Source organism: Xanthomonas massiliensis (genome assembly GCF_900018785.1).
Classification (GTDB): Bacteria; Pseudomonadota; Gammaproteobacteria; order Xanthomonadales; family Xanthomonadaceae; genus Xanthomonas_B; species Xanthomonas_B massiliensis.
The window spans coordinates 592,308-607,861 of sequence record NZ_FCOY01000007.1; the positions used below are offsets into that span (position 1 = coordinate 592,308).

The following is a 15,554-nucleotide window of genomic DNA, read 5'->3' on the forward strand; positions in this document are numbered from 1 at the left end:
CCCCCGGCACGGACGCGGCCGCGAGGTGCCGCGGGCCGGAGCCGAGGGGGAGAGAGACATGCGAAGGCCGGCCGCGCCGGATGGCACGGCCGGCCTGGCCGGTTACTTGGTCAGGATCAGCTTGTCGTTGCTGGTGTGGCGCAGGCGATAGACCTTGTCGCCATGGCGGATCAGCACCTCGCGGCCGCCCTTGAGCAGGGCCGCGCTGTCGATCATGTCGGCGGCCGGCACGGCCTGAGGGGCCGGGCGGTTGCGCAGGGTCAGGACTTCGGGGCGGAACGGTACGGTCTGGGCGGACATCGCGGGGTCTCCAAGGCGGCGCTTCGAAATGAGATGATAATGATTCTCACAAGCATTGCAACCCGCCTGCACCCGCCATCCGGGCATGCGCTCATGCCCCGCCCCGGATGCCCCATCCCACCGCTGTCAGGCCACCGCCTGCTCCACCTGGCGCCAGCCGCCTTCGTCGATGCGCCCGAGCACGTCCAGCGCCGCCAGGTTCTCGCGCAGCTGCTCCACATGGCTGGCCCCGAGGATCACGCTGGTCACCCGCGGATTGCGCAGGCACCAGGCGATGGCCAGCACTGCCGGCCGCTCTCCCAGCGCCCCGGCCACGGCGACGAAACGCCGCGCGCGCTCCAGGCGCCGTGCCTGCGGCGAGCCCAGCACTTCCTCGCGCAGCCAGTCCAGCCCGGGCAGGGCCAGGCGCGAGCCCGGTTGCACGCCGTCGTCGTACTTGCCGGTCAGCAGCCCGGACGCCAGCGGCGACCAGGTGGTCAGGCCCAGGCCGGGTTCGTCGTACAGCGGTGCGTACTCGCGCTCGACCCGTTCGCGGTGCAGCAGGTTGTACTGCGGCTGCTCCACCACCGGCCCGTACAGGCCGTGGGTCCGGGCGAAATCGGCCGCCTCGACGATGCGCTCGGCCGGCCACTCGGAGGTGCCCCAGTACAGCACCTTGCCCTGGCGTATCAGCGTGTCCATGGCCTGCACGGTCTCGGCCACCGGCACGTCCGGATCGGGGCGGTGGCAGTAGTACAGGTCCAGGTAGTCCACCCGCAGCCGCCGCAGGGCCGCGTGGCAGGCATCGAACACATGCTTGCGCGAGAGCCCGCACTGGGTCGGCCGCGGCGACTCGGCCGCGCCGAAGTAGACCTTGCTGGACACGCAGAAACCGTCGCGCGGCAGGCGCAGGTCGGCGATGACATCGCCCATCACCTGCTCGGCGCGCCCGTGCGCATAGACCTCGGCGTTGTCGAAGAAGGTGACGCCGTGGTCCCAGGCGGTGGCGACGAGGTTGCGTGCCTGGTCGCGGTCGATCTGCTCGCCGAAGGTGACCCAGGCGCCGAAGGACAGGCGCGAGATCGGCAACCCGGTCGCGCCGAGGCGACGGTAGGTCATGTCCATGGGGAAGGCTCCTGCGGGCTCGGTACGATGCGGCATTCTAGGACGCGCCCGCGCCCGGGCCCTGCACACGGCCACGGGCAAGTCGCCCGTGGACGGGGACCCTCCCCTTCCCTGGCCGTCGGCGAGCGGCATCGGAAGGCAGGCCCATCGCCGGTTGGCGACCGGCCACGCGCACCTGCGATGTCCTCGGGGAGGGTGCTTCCCCCACCCTAGCCATCCATGTCCGGGAAGACTCCATTTCCATTCGGCCAACTGCACCGCAAGGCAGGTCCTTCGCCAGCCGCCGTCCCGCGCGGATATCCGGCCGCGCTCCCCAGGGAAACGATATCTGGCTGCCCCCTTGGGGAAACGGTGTCTTTCGCCTGGGCCCTCCCTTCCCGGGGAGAGCCCTCCGTTTCCATGGAGCACGTTCTTCCCGTTCGGCGCACCCACTTCCCCTTGGTCCGCACACCGACCGGACGGCGGCAGACCACGACGCTCGCACGCCCCCGGCGACCTCCATCACCGCCGCACGACGGACCTGGAACGCGCCGAAGCGCGCCGGCAAGGCACCTGTGCCCGACGCACCTGGACATCGCCACCCCGGACATGCGTCTCTCCCGCCTCCCGGCACGTGCGCCTCTCCCGCCTCCCGTCACGGCGCACCGGCCGTCCTGCCCGGCGGGGGACGCCGGCGCACGCCCTCGCGGTGCCGTTTCAGCGACTCAGGCGCCCCCGCGCAGCGCCGCCCGCGCATCCCCGGTCCGGCCGTCACGCGCGGGCGCCGTGGCCTTGCCCGGGGCACCGTCGCGGCGCCGCCGATGGCGATTGTTGCCCGGTGGTCCCGCCTGCTCTAGGCTTCCCTGTCTTTTGTCTTTTCGCCTGCGGGGAAAACCGATGGTCGAGGGTGTGTGGAGGGTCGGCTTCGGCCTGTTCGGCCTCGCGGTGCTGCTGGGCATCACCTGGCTGTTTTCCAACAACAAGCGCGCGGTGGACTGGCGGCTGGTCGGCACCGGCGTGAGCCTGCAGATCGCCTTCGCCGCCTTCGTGCTGCTGGTGCCGGGCGGGCGCGAGATCTTCGACTGGCTCAGCCAGGGCTTCGTGAAGATCCTCTCGTTCGTGGCCGAAGGCTCGAACTTCATCTTCGGCAGCCTGATGGACGTGCCCAAGAACGGCTACATCTTCGCCTTCCAGGTGCTGCCGACCATCATCTTCTTCTCGGCGCTGATGGGCGTGCTCTACCACCTGGGCGTGATGCAGGCGATCGTGCGGCTGATGGCCTGGGCGATCACCAAGGTGATGCGCGTGTCCGGCGCGGAGACCACCAGCGTGTGTGCCAGCGTGTTCATCGGCCAGACCGAGGCGCCGCTGACCGTGCGCCCCTACATCGCCAAGATGACCCAGTCCGAGCTGCTGACGATGATGATCGGCGGCATGGCCCACATCGCCGGCGGCGTGCTCGCCGCCTACGTGGGCATGCTCGGCGGCAACGACCCGGTGCAGCAGGTCTTCTATGCCAAGCACCTGCTGGCCGCCTCGGTGATGGCCGCGCCGGCCACCCTGGTCATCGCCAAGATCCTGGTGCCGGAGACCGGCGAGCCGCTGACCCGCGGCACGGTCAAGATGGACGTGGAGAAGACCACCAGCAACGTGATCGACGCCGCGGCCGGCGGCGCCGGCGACGGCCTGCGCCTGGCGCTGAACATCGGCGCGATGCTGCTGGCCTTCATCGCCCTGATCGCGCTGGTCAACTGGCCGCTGACCTGGCTGGGCGACGTCACCGGCCTGGCCCAGGCCATCGGCAAACCGACCAACCTGTCCACCATCCTCGGCTACCTGCTCTCGCCGGTGGCCTGGATCATCGGCACGCCCTGGGCCGACGCCACCACGGTCGGCTCGCTGATCGGGCAGAAGGTGGTCATCAACGAATTCGTCGCCTACACCGAGCTTTCGCAGATCGTGAACGGCCAGGTGCCGGGCATGGCGCTGAGCAAGGACGGCGCGCTGATCGCGACCTATGCCCTGTGCGGCTTCGCCAACTTCAGCTCGATCGCCATCCAGATCGGCGGCATCGGCGGGCTGGCGCCCGAGCGCCGCCACGACCTGGCCCGGTTCGGCCTGCGCGCCGTGCTGGGCGGCTCGATCGCCACCTTCATGACCGCCACCATCGCCGGCGTGCTGACCCACTTCGGCGGCTGATTCCGCAAGAGAAGCAATACCGATGAATTCCGTGACCGTAGTCGGTTCGTTCAACGTCGACCATGTCTGGCGCTGCGAAGCCCTGCCCGCTCCCGGCGCCACCGTGTCCGGCGCCTACTCCACCGGCCCGGGCGGCAAGGGCTTCAACCAGGCCGTCGCCGCTGCGCGCGCCGGCGCCGCCACCCGCCTGGTGTGCGCGCTCGGTGCCGACGCCGGCGGCGCCCTGGCGCGCGAGCTGGCCCAGGCCGACGGCATCGAACTGCTCGCCGCCGACAGCACCGAGCCCACCGGCACCGCCGGCATCTACGTGGAAGGACGCGGGCGCAACACCATCGTGGTCGGCCCGGGCGCCAACGCGACGCTGGACACGGCCTTCGTCGATACCCACCGCAGCGCCCTGGCCCGCGCCTCGGTCGTCCTGGTCCAGCTCGAATCGCCGCTGGAGACGATCGTCCACGCGCTGCAGATCGCGCGCGAGGCCGGCGTGACCACGGTGCTCAACCCGGCGCCGGCCAACGCGCCCTCGAGCATGGCCCTGCGCGGGCTCGCCGACATCCTCACCCCCAACGAGACCGAGTTCTCCGCGCTGCTGCTGCGCTACGTCGGCGAGCGCCTGCCGGCCGAGGACGTGGCCTCGCTCGACGGCGCGCGCCTGCATGCGCTGTGCCGGCAACTGCTGCCCGAGGGCACCGTCGTGGTCACCCTGGGCGCGGTCGGCGCGTTCGTGTCCCATCCCGACACCGGCCTGCGCGGCGATGCCACGCCCTATTACCGCGTCGCCGCCGACGTGGCCCAGGCGATCGACACCACCGGTGCGGGCGATGCCTTCAACGGCGCGCTGGCCGCATCGCTGGCGCGCGCGCCCGATGCGCCGTTCCAGTCCCACGTGCGCTTCGCCAACCGCTACGCCGCCCGCTCCACCGAGCGCGCCGGCGCGGCCGCGTCGATGCCGCGCAAGGAAGAACTCGAGCCGCTGCCACCGGCCTGAATCACCGGCCGGTGGTCGCGCCGGCCGGCCAGGGAAGCCAGCAGGCCCGGCCATGCGGATGACCACGGCGTTCGTCCGGGCAAGAGGGATCGGACCTGGGCAGCGTCGGCCGCCAGGACCCAAGATGTGCTGGCACCGTTTGCGCCATGGCGACGCCGTGATCCAGTAGGTCACCGAGCCCACCCGCGCGCGCCGGCATATTGCCGACGCATCCCGGCATGGCCCGCCTGGCATGTGCAAGACGGCCGACGAAGGAACGCATTGCACCAGGCGCCCCATCCTGGGCGCATCGCCACCGTGACCGGGGCGGACCGGGGCCGGAACGGCCGCCGCAGGCCCTGCCTGTAGAATGGCGCCATGCGCATCGGCCCCTACCTGATCGAACCGGCGGTGGTCCTGGCCCCGATGGCCGGGGTCACCGACAAGCCGTTCCGCCAGCTGTGCAAGCGGCTCGGCGCGGGGCTGGCCGTGTCGGAAATGACGATCAGCGACCGGCGCTTCTGGGATACGCCCAAGTCGCGCACGCGCATGGACCATGACGGCGAGCCGGCACCGGTCAGCGTCCAGATCGCCGGCACCGAGCCGGGCCAGCTGGCAGAGGCCGCACGCCACAACGTGGCCAACGGCGCCCAGATCATCGACATCAACATGGGCTGCCCGGCCAAGAAGGTATGCAACGCCTGGGCCGGTTCGGCGCTGATGCGCGACGAGGCGCTGGTGGGACGCATCCTGGACGCGGTGGTCGGCGCGGTGGACGTGCCGGTGACGCTGAAGATCCGCACCGGCTGGGACTGCGACCACCGCAACGCCCCGGCCATCGCGCGCATCGCCGAGTCCGCGGGCATCGCCGCGCTGGCCGTGCACGGGCGCACTCGCGACCAGCACTACACCGGCATCGCCGAGTACGACACCATCGCCGCGATCAAGGCGGCGCTGTCGATCCCGGTGATCGCCAACGGCGACATCGACAGCCCGCGCAAGGCCGCCGCGGTGTTGCGCCATACCGGCTGCGATGCGGTCATGGTCGGCCGCGCCGCGCAGGGCAACCCGTGGATCTTCGGCCAGATCGCGCAATTCCTCGCCGACGGCCGCGAACTGCCGCCGCCGACGCTGGCGCAGGTGCGCGACGTGCTGCTCGACCATCTGCGGGCGCTGCATGCGTTCTACGGCGAACCGCAGGGCGTGCGCATCGCCCGCAAGCACCTGGGCTGGTACGCCAAGGACCATCCGCAAGGCGCCAGCTTCCGCGCGGCGGTCAACCGGGCGCAGACGCCGGAGGTGCAGCTGGCGATCACCCGCGACTACTTCGACGCGCTGATCGCCGGCGTCGCTCCCGCCCTGCCGGCCGCCGCCTGACCCGACGGCGCACGGCCGCGCGGCGCGGCGCCCGGGAACGGAAACGGAAAACGGCCGGGCATCGAGCCCGGCCGTTCGTGTCTGGCCGTGATGCCGGCGGCGTCCGGCTCAGATCGACAGGTCGACCGAGATCGCGCAGTGGTCCGACAGGTGCTCGGGCGCGTGCGTCTGCTCGTAGGTGTATTCCTCGAAGGAGCCGTCGCGGTAGGTCTTGGCCGCCGCCGGGCTGAGCACGATGTGGTCGATGTAAGAATCGAAGGTCGAGCAGGCAGGCCGGCGCGCGCCGGGCAGGTCCTTGAGCATCACGCCGGCCTTGGTGCTGTGCCGGATCTCCCACCACAGCTTGTCGTTGGGCTTGCCCAGGCGACGGTTCCAGTCGCCGAGGATCACGTAGGGCACGGACGGATCGGCCTCGCGCGCGGCGATCCACTGCTGCAGCACGTCGGCCTGGTTGAACACGGTGCTGCAGGTCGGCGTCGGATCGTTGCTGTCGAAGCAACCGCTCTTGAGGTGGACCCCCAGCAGGCGCAGCGGCTGGCCGTCGCGGGCATGCACGGTGATGTCCACGCCCCAGCGCAGGTTGGCATCGCCCAGCGCCAGCGCGGACAAATCCGGATTGCGCTGCACTTGCAACCCCTTGCGCACGGCAAAGCCCACGCCCTGGTTGCGGATGTGCAGACCCGGCTCGCCACGGCATTCACCGCTGCGCCCACTGGCTGGACGGGTGGAAAAATAGATGTCGTACTTTTCCGGAGTGAACACGCGCGCGGCGGCCGCGGCCGATTCCACTTCCTCGATGGCGAACACGTCGGCGTTCACCTGGGACACGTAGTCGCGCATCTTCGCGTAGTCGGCCTCGATGCGCGGGCGGCAGCCCACGCCGTCGAACTCGGCCAGGTGCTCCATGTTCCAGGTGGCCACGCGCAGGGTGGCGGCCGAACCCACTGCAGTGGGCGGCGCGGGCGTGCGGGTGGGCGGGCTGGCGCACGAGGCCAGCAGCAAGGCGAGCAGGGCGACGCCGGGCAGCAGGCGGCGGACGGGGAACAAGGGCTTCATCGGAACTCCGTTCGGGGCCATGGCCCCAGTTTCGACATTTCAGAAAAGGAAGGGCCGGAGTATGCCTCCGGCCCGTCTTGGATGATGCCACGCCGGGGTGCACGGGCCCCCCGGTGCGGGCGTCAGAACGAACCGCCGAAGGTCACCGCGATCGTACGCGGCGCCAGCACGCCGTAGTACGGGGTGCCGTAGTACCAGTCGGAAGCGCCGCTGACCCCCTCGGCAACCGCCTCGGCCTTGCCCTGCTGGGTCACCCACTGCGTCGTGGTGGCATAGGTATAGGCCTTGCGGTCGAGCAGGTTGAAGATGTTCAACTTCAGCTCGGGCTTCTTGATGAAACCGATGTCGGGCAGGTTCACGCCGCCGTTGAAGCTCACCTGCGTGTAGCCGCCGACCTTCTCGGTGTTCATGTAGTCGCCGTAGCGCTCGCCCGAGTAGCGCGCCTTCAGCGACGCCCAGAACTCGCCGTTGCTCCAGCTGATGCGCGCGCTGGCGATGTTCTTGGGCGTGTTGACCAGCTGCTTGCCGTACAACGGATAGGCACCGTCGTCGCCGGTGTCGATCAGGCCCTTGGTGCGCACCTCGGCCTCGGTGTAGGTGTAGGACAGGTAGCCCTTCCAGTGCTGGCTGAAGGCCACGCTGCCTTCCCAGTTGACGCCGCGCATGCGCACCTTGGGGATCCAGACATAGGTATCGAGGCCGGTGTCCTGGTCATACCCGTACATCTGCTTGTTCTTGTAGTCGCTCTGGTAGACCAGCGCCGCCATGCCGTAGCGATCGCCGTAGTAGCGCCAGCCCAGATCGTGGGTGAGCGCCTCCTCGGGCTTGCTGTCGGAAACGCCCGCAGCCTGATTGAAGACGATGGCATTGGTCTTCGGAATGCGGAAGGTCTTGGCGACCCCGTAGAAGAACTGGTTCTGGTCGTCCAGCTGGTACTTCACGCCCAGCGCCGGGCTCAGCTTGCTGTAGCTCTGGTCGAAGAACGTGGCCAGCTCCTGCTTGGAAGTGGCGCCGGCATCCGCGCCCGGATACTCGTAGCTGTGGCCCTCGCGGGTGGCGTGGATCCACGATGCACCGAGATTGACCGTCAGCTTGTCCGTCGGGGTCCAGTAGTCCTGGATGAAGTACTTCTGCACCGTGGTCTTGGCGTAGGTGCGGTACGACTGCATCGCCTTGCCGTCGGCGTAGGTGACGGCGCAGCTGTCGGTATCGGCCCAGACATCGCACGGATCGCCGGTCTCCTGGTTGACCTTGCTCAGGTCCGCCCAGTTCTGCTGCTGCGAGCGTTCCAGCCACACCCCGTAGGACAGGGTGTGGTCCAGGCCGATGTTCTGGATGAACTTGGCGACCACGCCCGGCCGCACCGAGCGGTTGTGCGAGAACAGGTAGGTCATGTAGTAGTTGCTGTAGTTGTACGTGCTCCTGCTGACGGTGGGCAGGGCGCCGTCGTCGTTCAAGTCGGTCCACGCATAGCCGTAGCGGTCGGCCTGGGCCGCCTTGTCCGCGGCGCTGTAGTAGCCCTCGCGGATGCCATAGCCGTAGCCGGAACCGCCGTTGCCGTAGTAGTAGTACGGCACCACCGACAGGCGCAGGTTGTCGGTGAAGGTGAACTCGCCATCGGCGCTGACCATGATGTTCTTGTACGGGTTGCGGGCCAGCTTGGAATAGTAGGTGCCGGCGCTGTAGCTGGTGCTGCCGTAGCCGGTGTAGCTGGTCGGCCAGGCGCCGTAGGAATTGTCCGGCGAGGTCTGGTCGTAATCGTAGTCGGACTGGATCTGGGCCTTGGTGGCGTTGCGGTAGCGCGCGTTCTGCTGGCGGCTGTACTGGAACGAGAAGCTGATCGAATTCTCGTCGTTGATCTGCCACAGCGACTTGCCGTCGATCTTGGTGACGTCCAGCTTGCCGTCGCCCTTCCACTTGTCCTTGCTGTTGGTGGAATAGGAGATCCAGGAGCGTATCGGGCCGGTGTCGCCGGTGTTCACGCGCACGAAGCTGCGCTGGTAGTCGTAGCTGCCGAAGGACTGCCTGAAGTCCACCCCGAAATCGTGGGTCGGGTCGATGGTCGACCAGGCGATGTGGCCGCCGGAGGCCCCCATGTCGGGCATGTCGACGTTGGGCGTGCCCTGCATCACGGTGATGTCGTTGTAGTTCTCGGCATCGCCGTACTGGGTGCCGTAGACCGAATAGCTGCCGGTATCGGTGATCGGCGCGCCGTTGACGGTGATGCCGATGGACGAGGCATCGAAGCCGCGCAGGCTGTAGTTGCCGTTGGACAGGCCCGACGGATCGTCGGTGGAGGCGTCCACGCCCGGGATCGAATCGATCAGCTGGGTGAAGTTGCTGCCGCCGGCCTCTTCCTGGATCGCCTCGCGAGTCACCGTGGAGATCGCCTTCGGCGCGGTCTGGACCATCATGCTGCCGCCGCCGAGCACCGGGCTCTTGGCGGTCACGTCGATCTTGTCCAGTTCCTGGACGCGCTTGGTGTCGTAGGCGGAGGTGGTGTTGGACGTGCTCGACTCGGTGGCCCGGCTCTGGGCCTGGCCGGTGGCTTCCTGGGCCTGGGCGGCGGCAATGGCACCGAACAGGGCGGCGCTCAGCAGCGAGATCCTGGCGATGGGCTGAGATGTCATGAATGATCCTTGCAGGACGATGTGGGGAATAAAAGGAAGGCCACCGCTACCGGCACGGCGCCGGTCACGGATTGGGAAGAAGCGGGAACGTCTGGGTAGCCCACACGGGGCGTAATGAGAAGTTAAAGAATCGTCATGACGGCATTATTGCGGATTTCATTTATCCTTAACAAAATTCGACATTTACTGACACAAACCGCCACGAAGATGGCCTGTTCGGCATTCCGCCCGGCCTTCCCCGGGCTGAACGACGGCCGGCGCGGTGCCGATGCAGGTACGCGGGCGCGCGTGTATCATGCGCACCCATCTTTTTATCCGAATCAAGGGATATAGCCCGATGTCCAGTTACCTGTTCACTTCCGAATCGGTCTCCGAAGGCCATCCGGACAAGATCGCCGACCAGATCTCCGACGCGGTGCTGGACTCGATCATCGCCAAGGACGCGCGCGCGCGCGTGGCCTGCGAGACGATGGTCAAGACCGGCGTGGCGATCGTCGCCGGCGAGATCACCACCAGCGCCTGGGTCGACCTGGAAGCGCTGACCCGCAAGGTGATCCTGGACATCGGCTACGACAGCTCCGACGTCGGCTTCGACGGAGCCACCTGCGGCGTGCTCAACCTGATCGGCAAGCAGTCCCCGCACATCGCCCAGGGCGTGGACCGCAAGAAGCCCGAGGAAATGGGCGCCGGCGACCAGGGCCTGATGTTCGGCTACGCCACCAACGAGACCGACAGCTACATGCCGGCGGCGATCCACCTGGCCCACCGCCTGGTCGAGCAGCAGGCCAAGATCCGCAAGAAGAAGAACTCGCCGCTGCCGTGGCTGCGCCCGGATGCCAAGAGCCAGGTGACCCTGCGCTACGAGAACGACGCGGTCACCGCGATCGACGCGGTGGTGCTGTCCACCCAGCACGCGCCGGGGATCAAGCAGAAGGACCTGATCGAGGCGGTGCGCGAGGAGATCATCAAGCCGGTGCTGCCGGCCAAGTGGCTGCACAAGGGCACCAAGTTCCACATCAACCCGACCGGCAAGTTCGAGATCGGCGGGCCGGTGGGCGATTGCGGCCTGACCGGGCGCAAGATCATCGTCGATACCTACGGCGGCTGGGCCCGCCACGGCGGCGGCGCGTTCTCCGGCAAGGACCCGTCCAAGGTCGACCGCTCGGCCGCCTACGCGGCGCGCTACGTCGCCAAGAACGTGGTCGCCGCCGGCCTGGCCGACCGCTGCGAGGTGCAGGTGTCCTACGCCATCGGCGTGGCCGAGCCGACCTCGATCTCGGTGACCACCTTCGGCACCGGCAAGATCAGCGACGAGAAGATCGAGAAGCTGATCCGCAAGCACTTCGACCTGCGCCCGTACGGCATCATCAAGATGCTCGACCTGGTGCACCCGATCTACCAGCAGACCGCCGCCTACGGCCACTTCGGCCGCAAGCCCAAGCCGGTCACCTACGTGGACGGCAGCGGCACCGAAGTGACCGCCACCTCGTTCTCCTGGGAAAAGACCGACCGTGCCGAGGCGCTGCGCGCCGACGCCAAGCTGAAGTAAACCGACCGGCGTTCGCGCCGGCCGCGACGATCAAGGCCCGCCTCGTCCGAGGCGGGCCTTTTTCTTGGGCGTGTCCCCGGGCGTGCCGCGACGTGGCGGTTCCGCCATCGATGCGCATCCGGTGGCGGCGGCCAGGCCGGCTCCAGGATTTCGGGACCTCAGGACGCCATGCCCTGCGGCGCGCGGTGGCGGTTGCGCCCGAGATAGCGCTCGCGCTTCTTCGGCCGCAGCCGCTGCAGGTCGAGTTCGATCAGGCCGTCCACCGAGTCGGAGAAGGCCGGGTCCACGCCGAAGGCCAGGAAGCGCACCCCGCCGGGTTCGCACAGCTCGGTGTACTGCCTGTAGAGCATCGGCAGCTGTGCGCCGAGGGCGTCCAGGTTGCCCTTGAGCACGCCGAACGCGGTCCCGGCGTCGCAGCCGGCGAACTGCGGCGGCGCGGCGCGGTAGGCGAACGGGCGCCGCGACTCGACCTCGCCGGCATGGCCGTAGAAACTGGAGTAGTAGGCCACGATCTGCTCGCGCGCCTCCACCGGCAATGCCGCGCTCATCGACACCGCGCCGAACAGGTAGCGCACGTTGGGATGGTGCTGCAGCCAGGCGCCGATGCCCTGCCACAGGTAGTCGATGCTGCGGCTGCCCCAGTAGTCGGGCACCACGAAGCTGCGCCCCAGTTCCATGCCCTCGGCGATGCGCGGGATGGAGGCGTCCGAATAGCGGAACAGCTCGGCGGTATACAGCCCGGCCAGGCCGCGTTCGGCCAGCGCGCGCACACCCTCGGCGATGCGGTAGGCGCCGGCGATGCGTGCGGCCGCCTCGTCCCACAGCACGATGTGCTCGTACCAGGTGTCGTAGCGGTCCAGGTCGGTGCGCCGCCCGGTGCCCTCGCCGACGGCGCGGAAGGTCAGCTCGCGCAGGCGCCCGATCTCGCGCAGCAACGGCGCGTCGGGCCGCAGCCGGCCGACGCGGATCTGCTTGCCGTCGCCGGTATGGCCCAGCAGGGTCATCGCCGCGACGCCGGCGCGCACCTGCGCCGGGTCGATGGCCGCGACCAGCGGCGCGTCCTCCTCGGGCGCGGCCACCGGCGCATGCACGTCGCCGCGGGCCAGGGCGTACACCTCGCGGCGCAACTGCCGCAGCAGCGCCGCATCGTCGAGCGCGGCGGGCAGCGGCTGTGCCTGGCCGACGTGCAGCACCACGCGCCGTTCGCGCCGCTTCAGCGTCTCGCGCGCCAGCAAGGCCGTGCCTGCCGGCCGGAACAGGGCCGAGGCGCCGTAGAACAGCGCCGAGTTGCGGGCCCGGATGCAGACCGGCAACACCGGTGCCGCGCTGCGCCGGGCGAAGCGCAGGCAGCCGCGCTTCCAGTCGGCATCGCGCACCCCGGTCAGGCCCAGCCGCGACACTTCGCCCGCCGGGAACACGATCACGCACTGTTCCTGTTCCAGCGCCTGCTCGATGGCGCGCAACGCGCCGGCACCGGCCGCGTGCGGCCCCAGCACCGGCAGCGGCAGCAGCAGCTCGCGCAGGCCGTCCAGCGCCATCAGCCAGTCGTTGGCGACGATGCGCACGTCCCGGCGCACCTGGCCGATCGCATCGAGCAGGGCCAGCGCATCCAGCGCGCCGGACGGATGGTTGGCCACCACCAGCAGGCGGCCGCTGGCCGGCACCCGGCCGAGGGCCGCCGGATCGACCCGGTAGCGCACGCGCAGGTGGTCCAGCGCCGCGCGCACGAAGCCGAACCCGTGCAGGTGCCGGCTGTCGGCGAGGAAGGCCTCGGCCTCGTCCAGCCCGGACCACTTGCCGACCACGCGCAGCAGCGGTGCCGCCAGCAGCCGGCGCGGGCCGCGGAACCAGTGCGGATAGCTCTGCCTGATGCGATGTTCCAGCCGCGTCATCGCCAAGATCCCATGTCGTTGCCCGGGATCAGGCTGGCGGCGGCACAGGTCAGTGCCGTGACAACGGTGCGTCAGTGCGGTGACCGCGCCTGCCCGCCCTCCACAAACGAGGAAGGCCGCCCGGGGGCGGCCTTCCAGCATCGTGCAGCGCGCGCGGGATCAGCCGCGCTTGAGGCGCTCGGCGATGGCCGCGCCCAGGTCGCCCGGGGTGCGCACCGTGGTCACGCCGGCCGCTTCCAGCGCGGCGAACTTGCCCTCGGCCGTGCCGGTGCCGCCGGAGGCGATCGCACCGGCGTGGCCCATGCGCTTGCCCTTCGGCGCGGAGGCGCCGGCGATGAAGCCGACCACCGGCTTCTTGACGTGGGCCTTGATGTACTCGGCCGCGGTCTCCTCGGCGTCGCCGCCGATCTCGCCGACCATGATGATGCCCTCGGTCTGCGGGTCCTCGTTGAACAGCTTGATGCAGTCCACGAAGTTCAGGCCGTTGATCGGGTCGCCGCCGATGCCGATCACGGTGGACTGGCCCAGGCCGGCGGCGGTGGTCTGCTTGACCGCCTCGTAGGTCAGCGTGCCCGAGCGCGAGACGATGCCGATCTTGCCCGGCATGTGGATGTGGCCCGGCATGATGCCGATCTTGCACTCGCCGGGGGTGATGATGCCCGGGCAGTTCGGCCCGATCAGCACCACGTCCGGATGCTCCTTGAGCACGTTCTTCACGCGCAGCATGTCCAGCACCGGGATGCCCTCGGTGATGGCCACCACGATCTTGATGCCCGCGGCGATCGCCTCGAGGATCGCGTCGGCCGCGAACGGCGGCGGCACGTAGATGACCGAGGCGTCGGCGCCGGTGGCCTTGACGGCCTCGTCGACGGTGTCGAACACCGGCAGCTCGATGTGGGTGGTGCCGCCCTTGCCGGGGGTGACACCGCCGACGACCTGGGTGCCGTATTCGACCATCTGGGTGGCGTGGAAGGTGCCCTGCTGGCCGGTGAAGCCCTGCACGATCACCTTGGTGTTCTTGTGTACGAGAACGGACATTCGTTGAGTCCTCTAATGCTGAAAGTGGATCGGCTCCGGGACATCCCGCGTTCCGCCATGCGTCACGCGGGCCGGGCCGGCCTGCGCGTCCCCCGCGCCTTCCCGGATCGGGGCGGCGGCGGGCGCACGGGCGGGCGCGGTGCCCGGGGCCATGCGCGTCAGGCGGCCTTGGCGGCGGCGGCGACGGACTTCTTGGCGCCGTCGTCGATGTCGTCGGCCGGGATGATGGCCAGGCCCGAATCGGCCAGCAGCTTCTTGCCGGCGTCGACGTTGGTGCCTTCCAGGCGCACGATCACCGGCACCTTGACGCCTACTTCCTTGACCGCGGCGATGATGCCCTCGGCGATCATGTCGCAGCGCACGATGCCGCCGAAGATGTTGACGAAGATCGCCTTGACCTTGTCCGAGGACAGGATCAGCTTGAACGCGGTGGTCACGCGGTCCTTGGTGGCGCCGCCGCCGACGTCGAGGAAGTTCGCCGGCTCGCCGCCGTTGAGCTTGATCACGTCCATGGTCGCCATCGCCAGGCCGGCGCCGTTGACCATGCAGCCGATGTTGCCGTCCATGGTCACGTAGTTCAGGTCGTGCTCGGAAGCGGCGACCTCGGCCGGGTCTTCCTGGGTGGTGTCGCGCATGGCCACCAGGTCCTTGTGGCGGAAGCCGGCGTTGTCGTCGGAGTTGATCTTGCCGTCCAGCGCGTACAGGTCGCCGGTCTCCAGGATCGCCAGCGGGTTGAGCTCGACCAGCGACAGGTCCTTGTCGTTGAACAGCTTGTACAGGCCGCCGGTGATCTTGGCCATCTGGTTGGCCTGCTTGGCGTTCAGGCCCATCTTGAAGGCCAGCTCGCGGCCCTGGTAGGGCTGCAGGCCCTCGACGAAGTCCACGTGCAGGGTCTGGATCTTGTCCGGCGCCTCGCGCGCGACCTGCTCGATGTCCATGCCGCCTTCGGAGGAGGCGATGTAGGTGATGGTCTTGGTGCCGCGATCGACCAGCACCGACAGGTACAGCTCCTTGGCGATGTCGCCGGCCTCGGTCACCAGCACCAGGTTGATCGGCAGTTCCACGCCGGCGGTCTGGTAGGTGGCCATCTTCTTGCCGATCATGCCGGCCGCAGCGGCCTTCACGTCGTCGAGCGTCTTGCAGAACTTGACGCCGCCGGCCTTGCCGCGGCCGCCCGCATGGATCTGGGCCTTGACCATCCACGGGCCTTCGCCCAGGGCCTGGGCCGCCTTCACGGCTTCGTCGGGGGTGGAAGCCACCTGGCCGGCCGGAACCGGGATGCCGTATTGGGCAAAAAGCTGTTTCGCCTGGTATTCGTGGAAATTCATGCGTCACCGTGGAAGATGGGAACGAACGCACCGTCTCACGCGGCCGGGGCGGCAAGCCACGGCCCGGGATGCACGGGCGGCCCGCCATTGTCGCCGACCGCGCGCCGGCGCGCAAAAAACCGTGCCCTGCGCGGG

11 protein-coding genes are annotated in these 15,554 nt (G+C 69.1%); 4 read left to right on the plus strand and 7 right to left on the minus strand.

Translation table 11 applies throughout. From position 1 onward, the window contains the following. Positions 1-102: 102 nt before the first annotated feature. Positions 103-300: a hemin uptake protein HemP gene (hemP, locus tag BN3794_RS12795; protein WP_066097814.1), complete on the minus strand. Its 198-nt coding sequence runs from the start codon at positions 298-300 to the stop codon at positions 103-105. 126 nt (positions 301-426) lie between these two features. Further along, a complete protein-coding gene (locus tag BN3794_RS12800) occupies positions 427-1,398 on the minus strand; it encodes an aldo/keto reductase (protein WP_066098879.1) in 972 nt (323 codons plus the stop codon). A gap of 882 nt (positions 1,399-2,280) precedes the next feature. Between BN3794_RS12800 and BN3794_RS12805 the strand changes: the two genes are divergently transcribed. The 3 genes from BN3794_RS12805 to dusB all read left to right on the plus strand — a co-directional run bounded on the left by BN3794_RS12805 (position 2,281) and on the right by dusB (position 5,926). Continuing rightward, entirely contained in the window at positions 2,281-3,582 is a 1,302-nt protein-coding gene (locus BN3794_RS12805; protein ID WP_066097816.1) for a NupC/NupG family nucleoside CNT transporter, read from the plus strand. Positions 3,583-3,604: 22 nt separating this feature from the next. Then, positions 3,605-4,570 (plus strand): ribokinase, encoded by a 966-nt coding sequence (locus tag BN3794_RS12810; RefSeq protein ID WP_066097818.1) that lies wholly within the window; start codon positions 3,605-3,607, stop codon positions 4,568-4,570. Positions 4,571-4,927: 357 nt separating this feature from the next. Continuing rightward, entirely contained in the window at positions 4,928-5,926 is a 999-nt protein-coding gene (dusB, locus tag BN3794_RS12815; protein ID WP_066097819.1) for a tRNA dihydrouridine synthase DusB, read from the plus strand. Positions 5,927-6,034: 108 nt separating this feature from the next. On the opposite strand, the gene BN3794_RS12820 is transcribed toward dusB, so the two are convergent. Continuing rightward, positions 6,035-6,982, minus strand: coding sequence for an endonuclease/exonuclease/phosphatase family protein (locus BN3794_RS12820; RefSeq protein WP_066097820.1), 948 nt, complete (start codon positions 6,980-6,982; stop codon positions 6,035-6,037). Positions 6,983-7,104: 122 nt separating this feature from the next. Continuing rightward, positions 7,105-9,612: a TonB-dependent receptor gene (locus BN3794_RS12825; protein ID WP_066097822.1), complete on the minus strand. Its 2,508-nt coding sequence runs from the start codon at positions 9,610-9,612 to the stop codon at positions 7,105-7,107. A gap of 337 nt (positions 9,613-9,949) precedes the next feature. Between BN3794_RS12825 and metK the strand changes: the two genes are divergently transcribed. Next, positions 9,950-11,161 carry a methionine adenosyltransferase gene (metK, locus tag BN3794_RS12830; RefSeq protein WP_066097824.1) on the plus strand — a complete coding sequence of 404 codons (1,212 nt, stop codon included), beginning with the start codon at positions 9,950-9,952 and terminating at the stop codon, positions 11,159-11,161. 158 nt (positions 11,162-11,319) lie between these two features. Here the strand turns inward: metK and olsF are convergent, their stop codons facing one another. The 3 genes from olsF to sucC form a co-directional block, all read right to left on the minus strand. Beyond that, positions 11,320-13,053, minus strand: a complete 1,734-nt coding sequence (gene olsF, locus BN3794_RS12835; RefSeq protein WP_187128064.1) for a bifunctional ornithine lipid synthase OlsF — start codon at positions 13,051-13,053, stop codon at positions 11,320-11,322. Positions 13,054-13,212: 159 nt separating this feature from the next. Then, positions 13,213-14,091 (minus strand): succinate--CoA ligase subunit alpha, encoded by an 879-nt coding sequence (gene sucD, locus BN3794_RS12840; protein ID WP_066097826.1) that lies wholly within the window; start codon positions 14,089-14,091, stop codon positions 13,213-13,215. Between the two features lie 158 nt (positions 14,092-14,249). Further along, positions 14,250-15,419 carry an ADP-forming succinate--CoA ligase subunit beta gene (gene sucC / locus BN3794_RS12845; protein WP_066097828.1) on the minus strand — a complete coding sequence of 390 codons (1,170 nt, stop codon included), beginning with the start codon at positions 15,417-15,419 and terminating at the stop codon, positions 14,250-14,252. Positions 15,420-15,554: the final 135 nt, after the last annotated feature.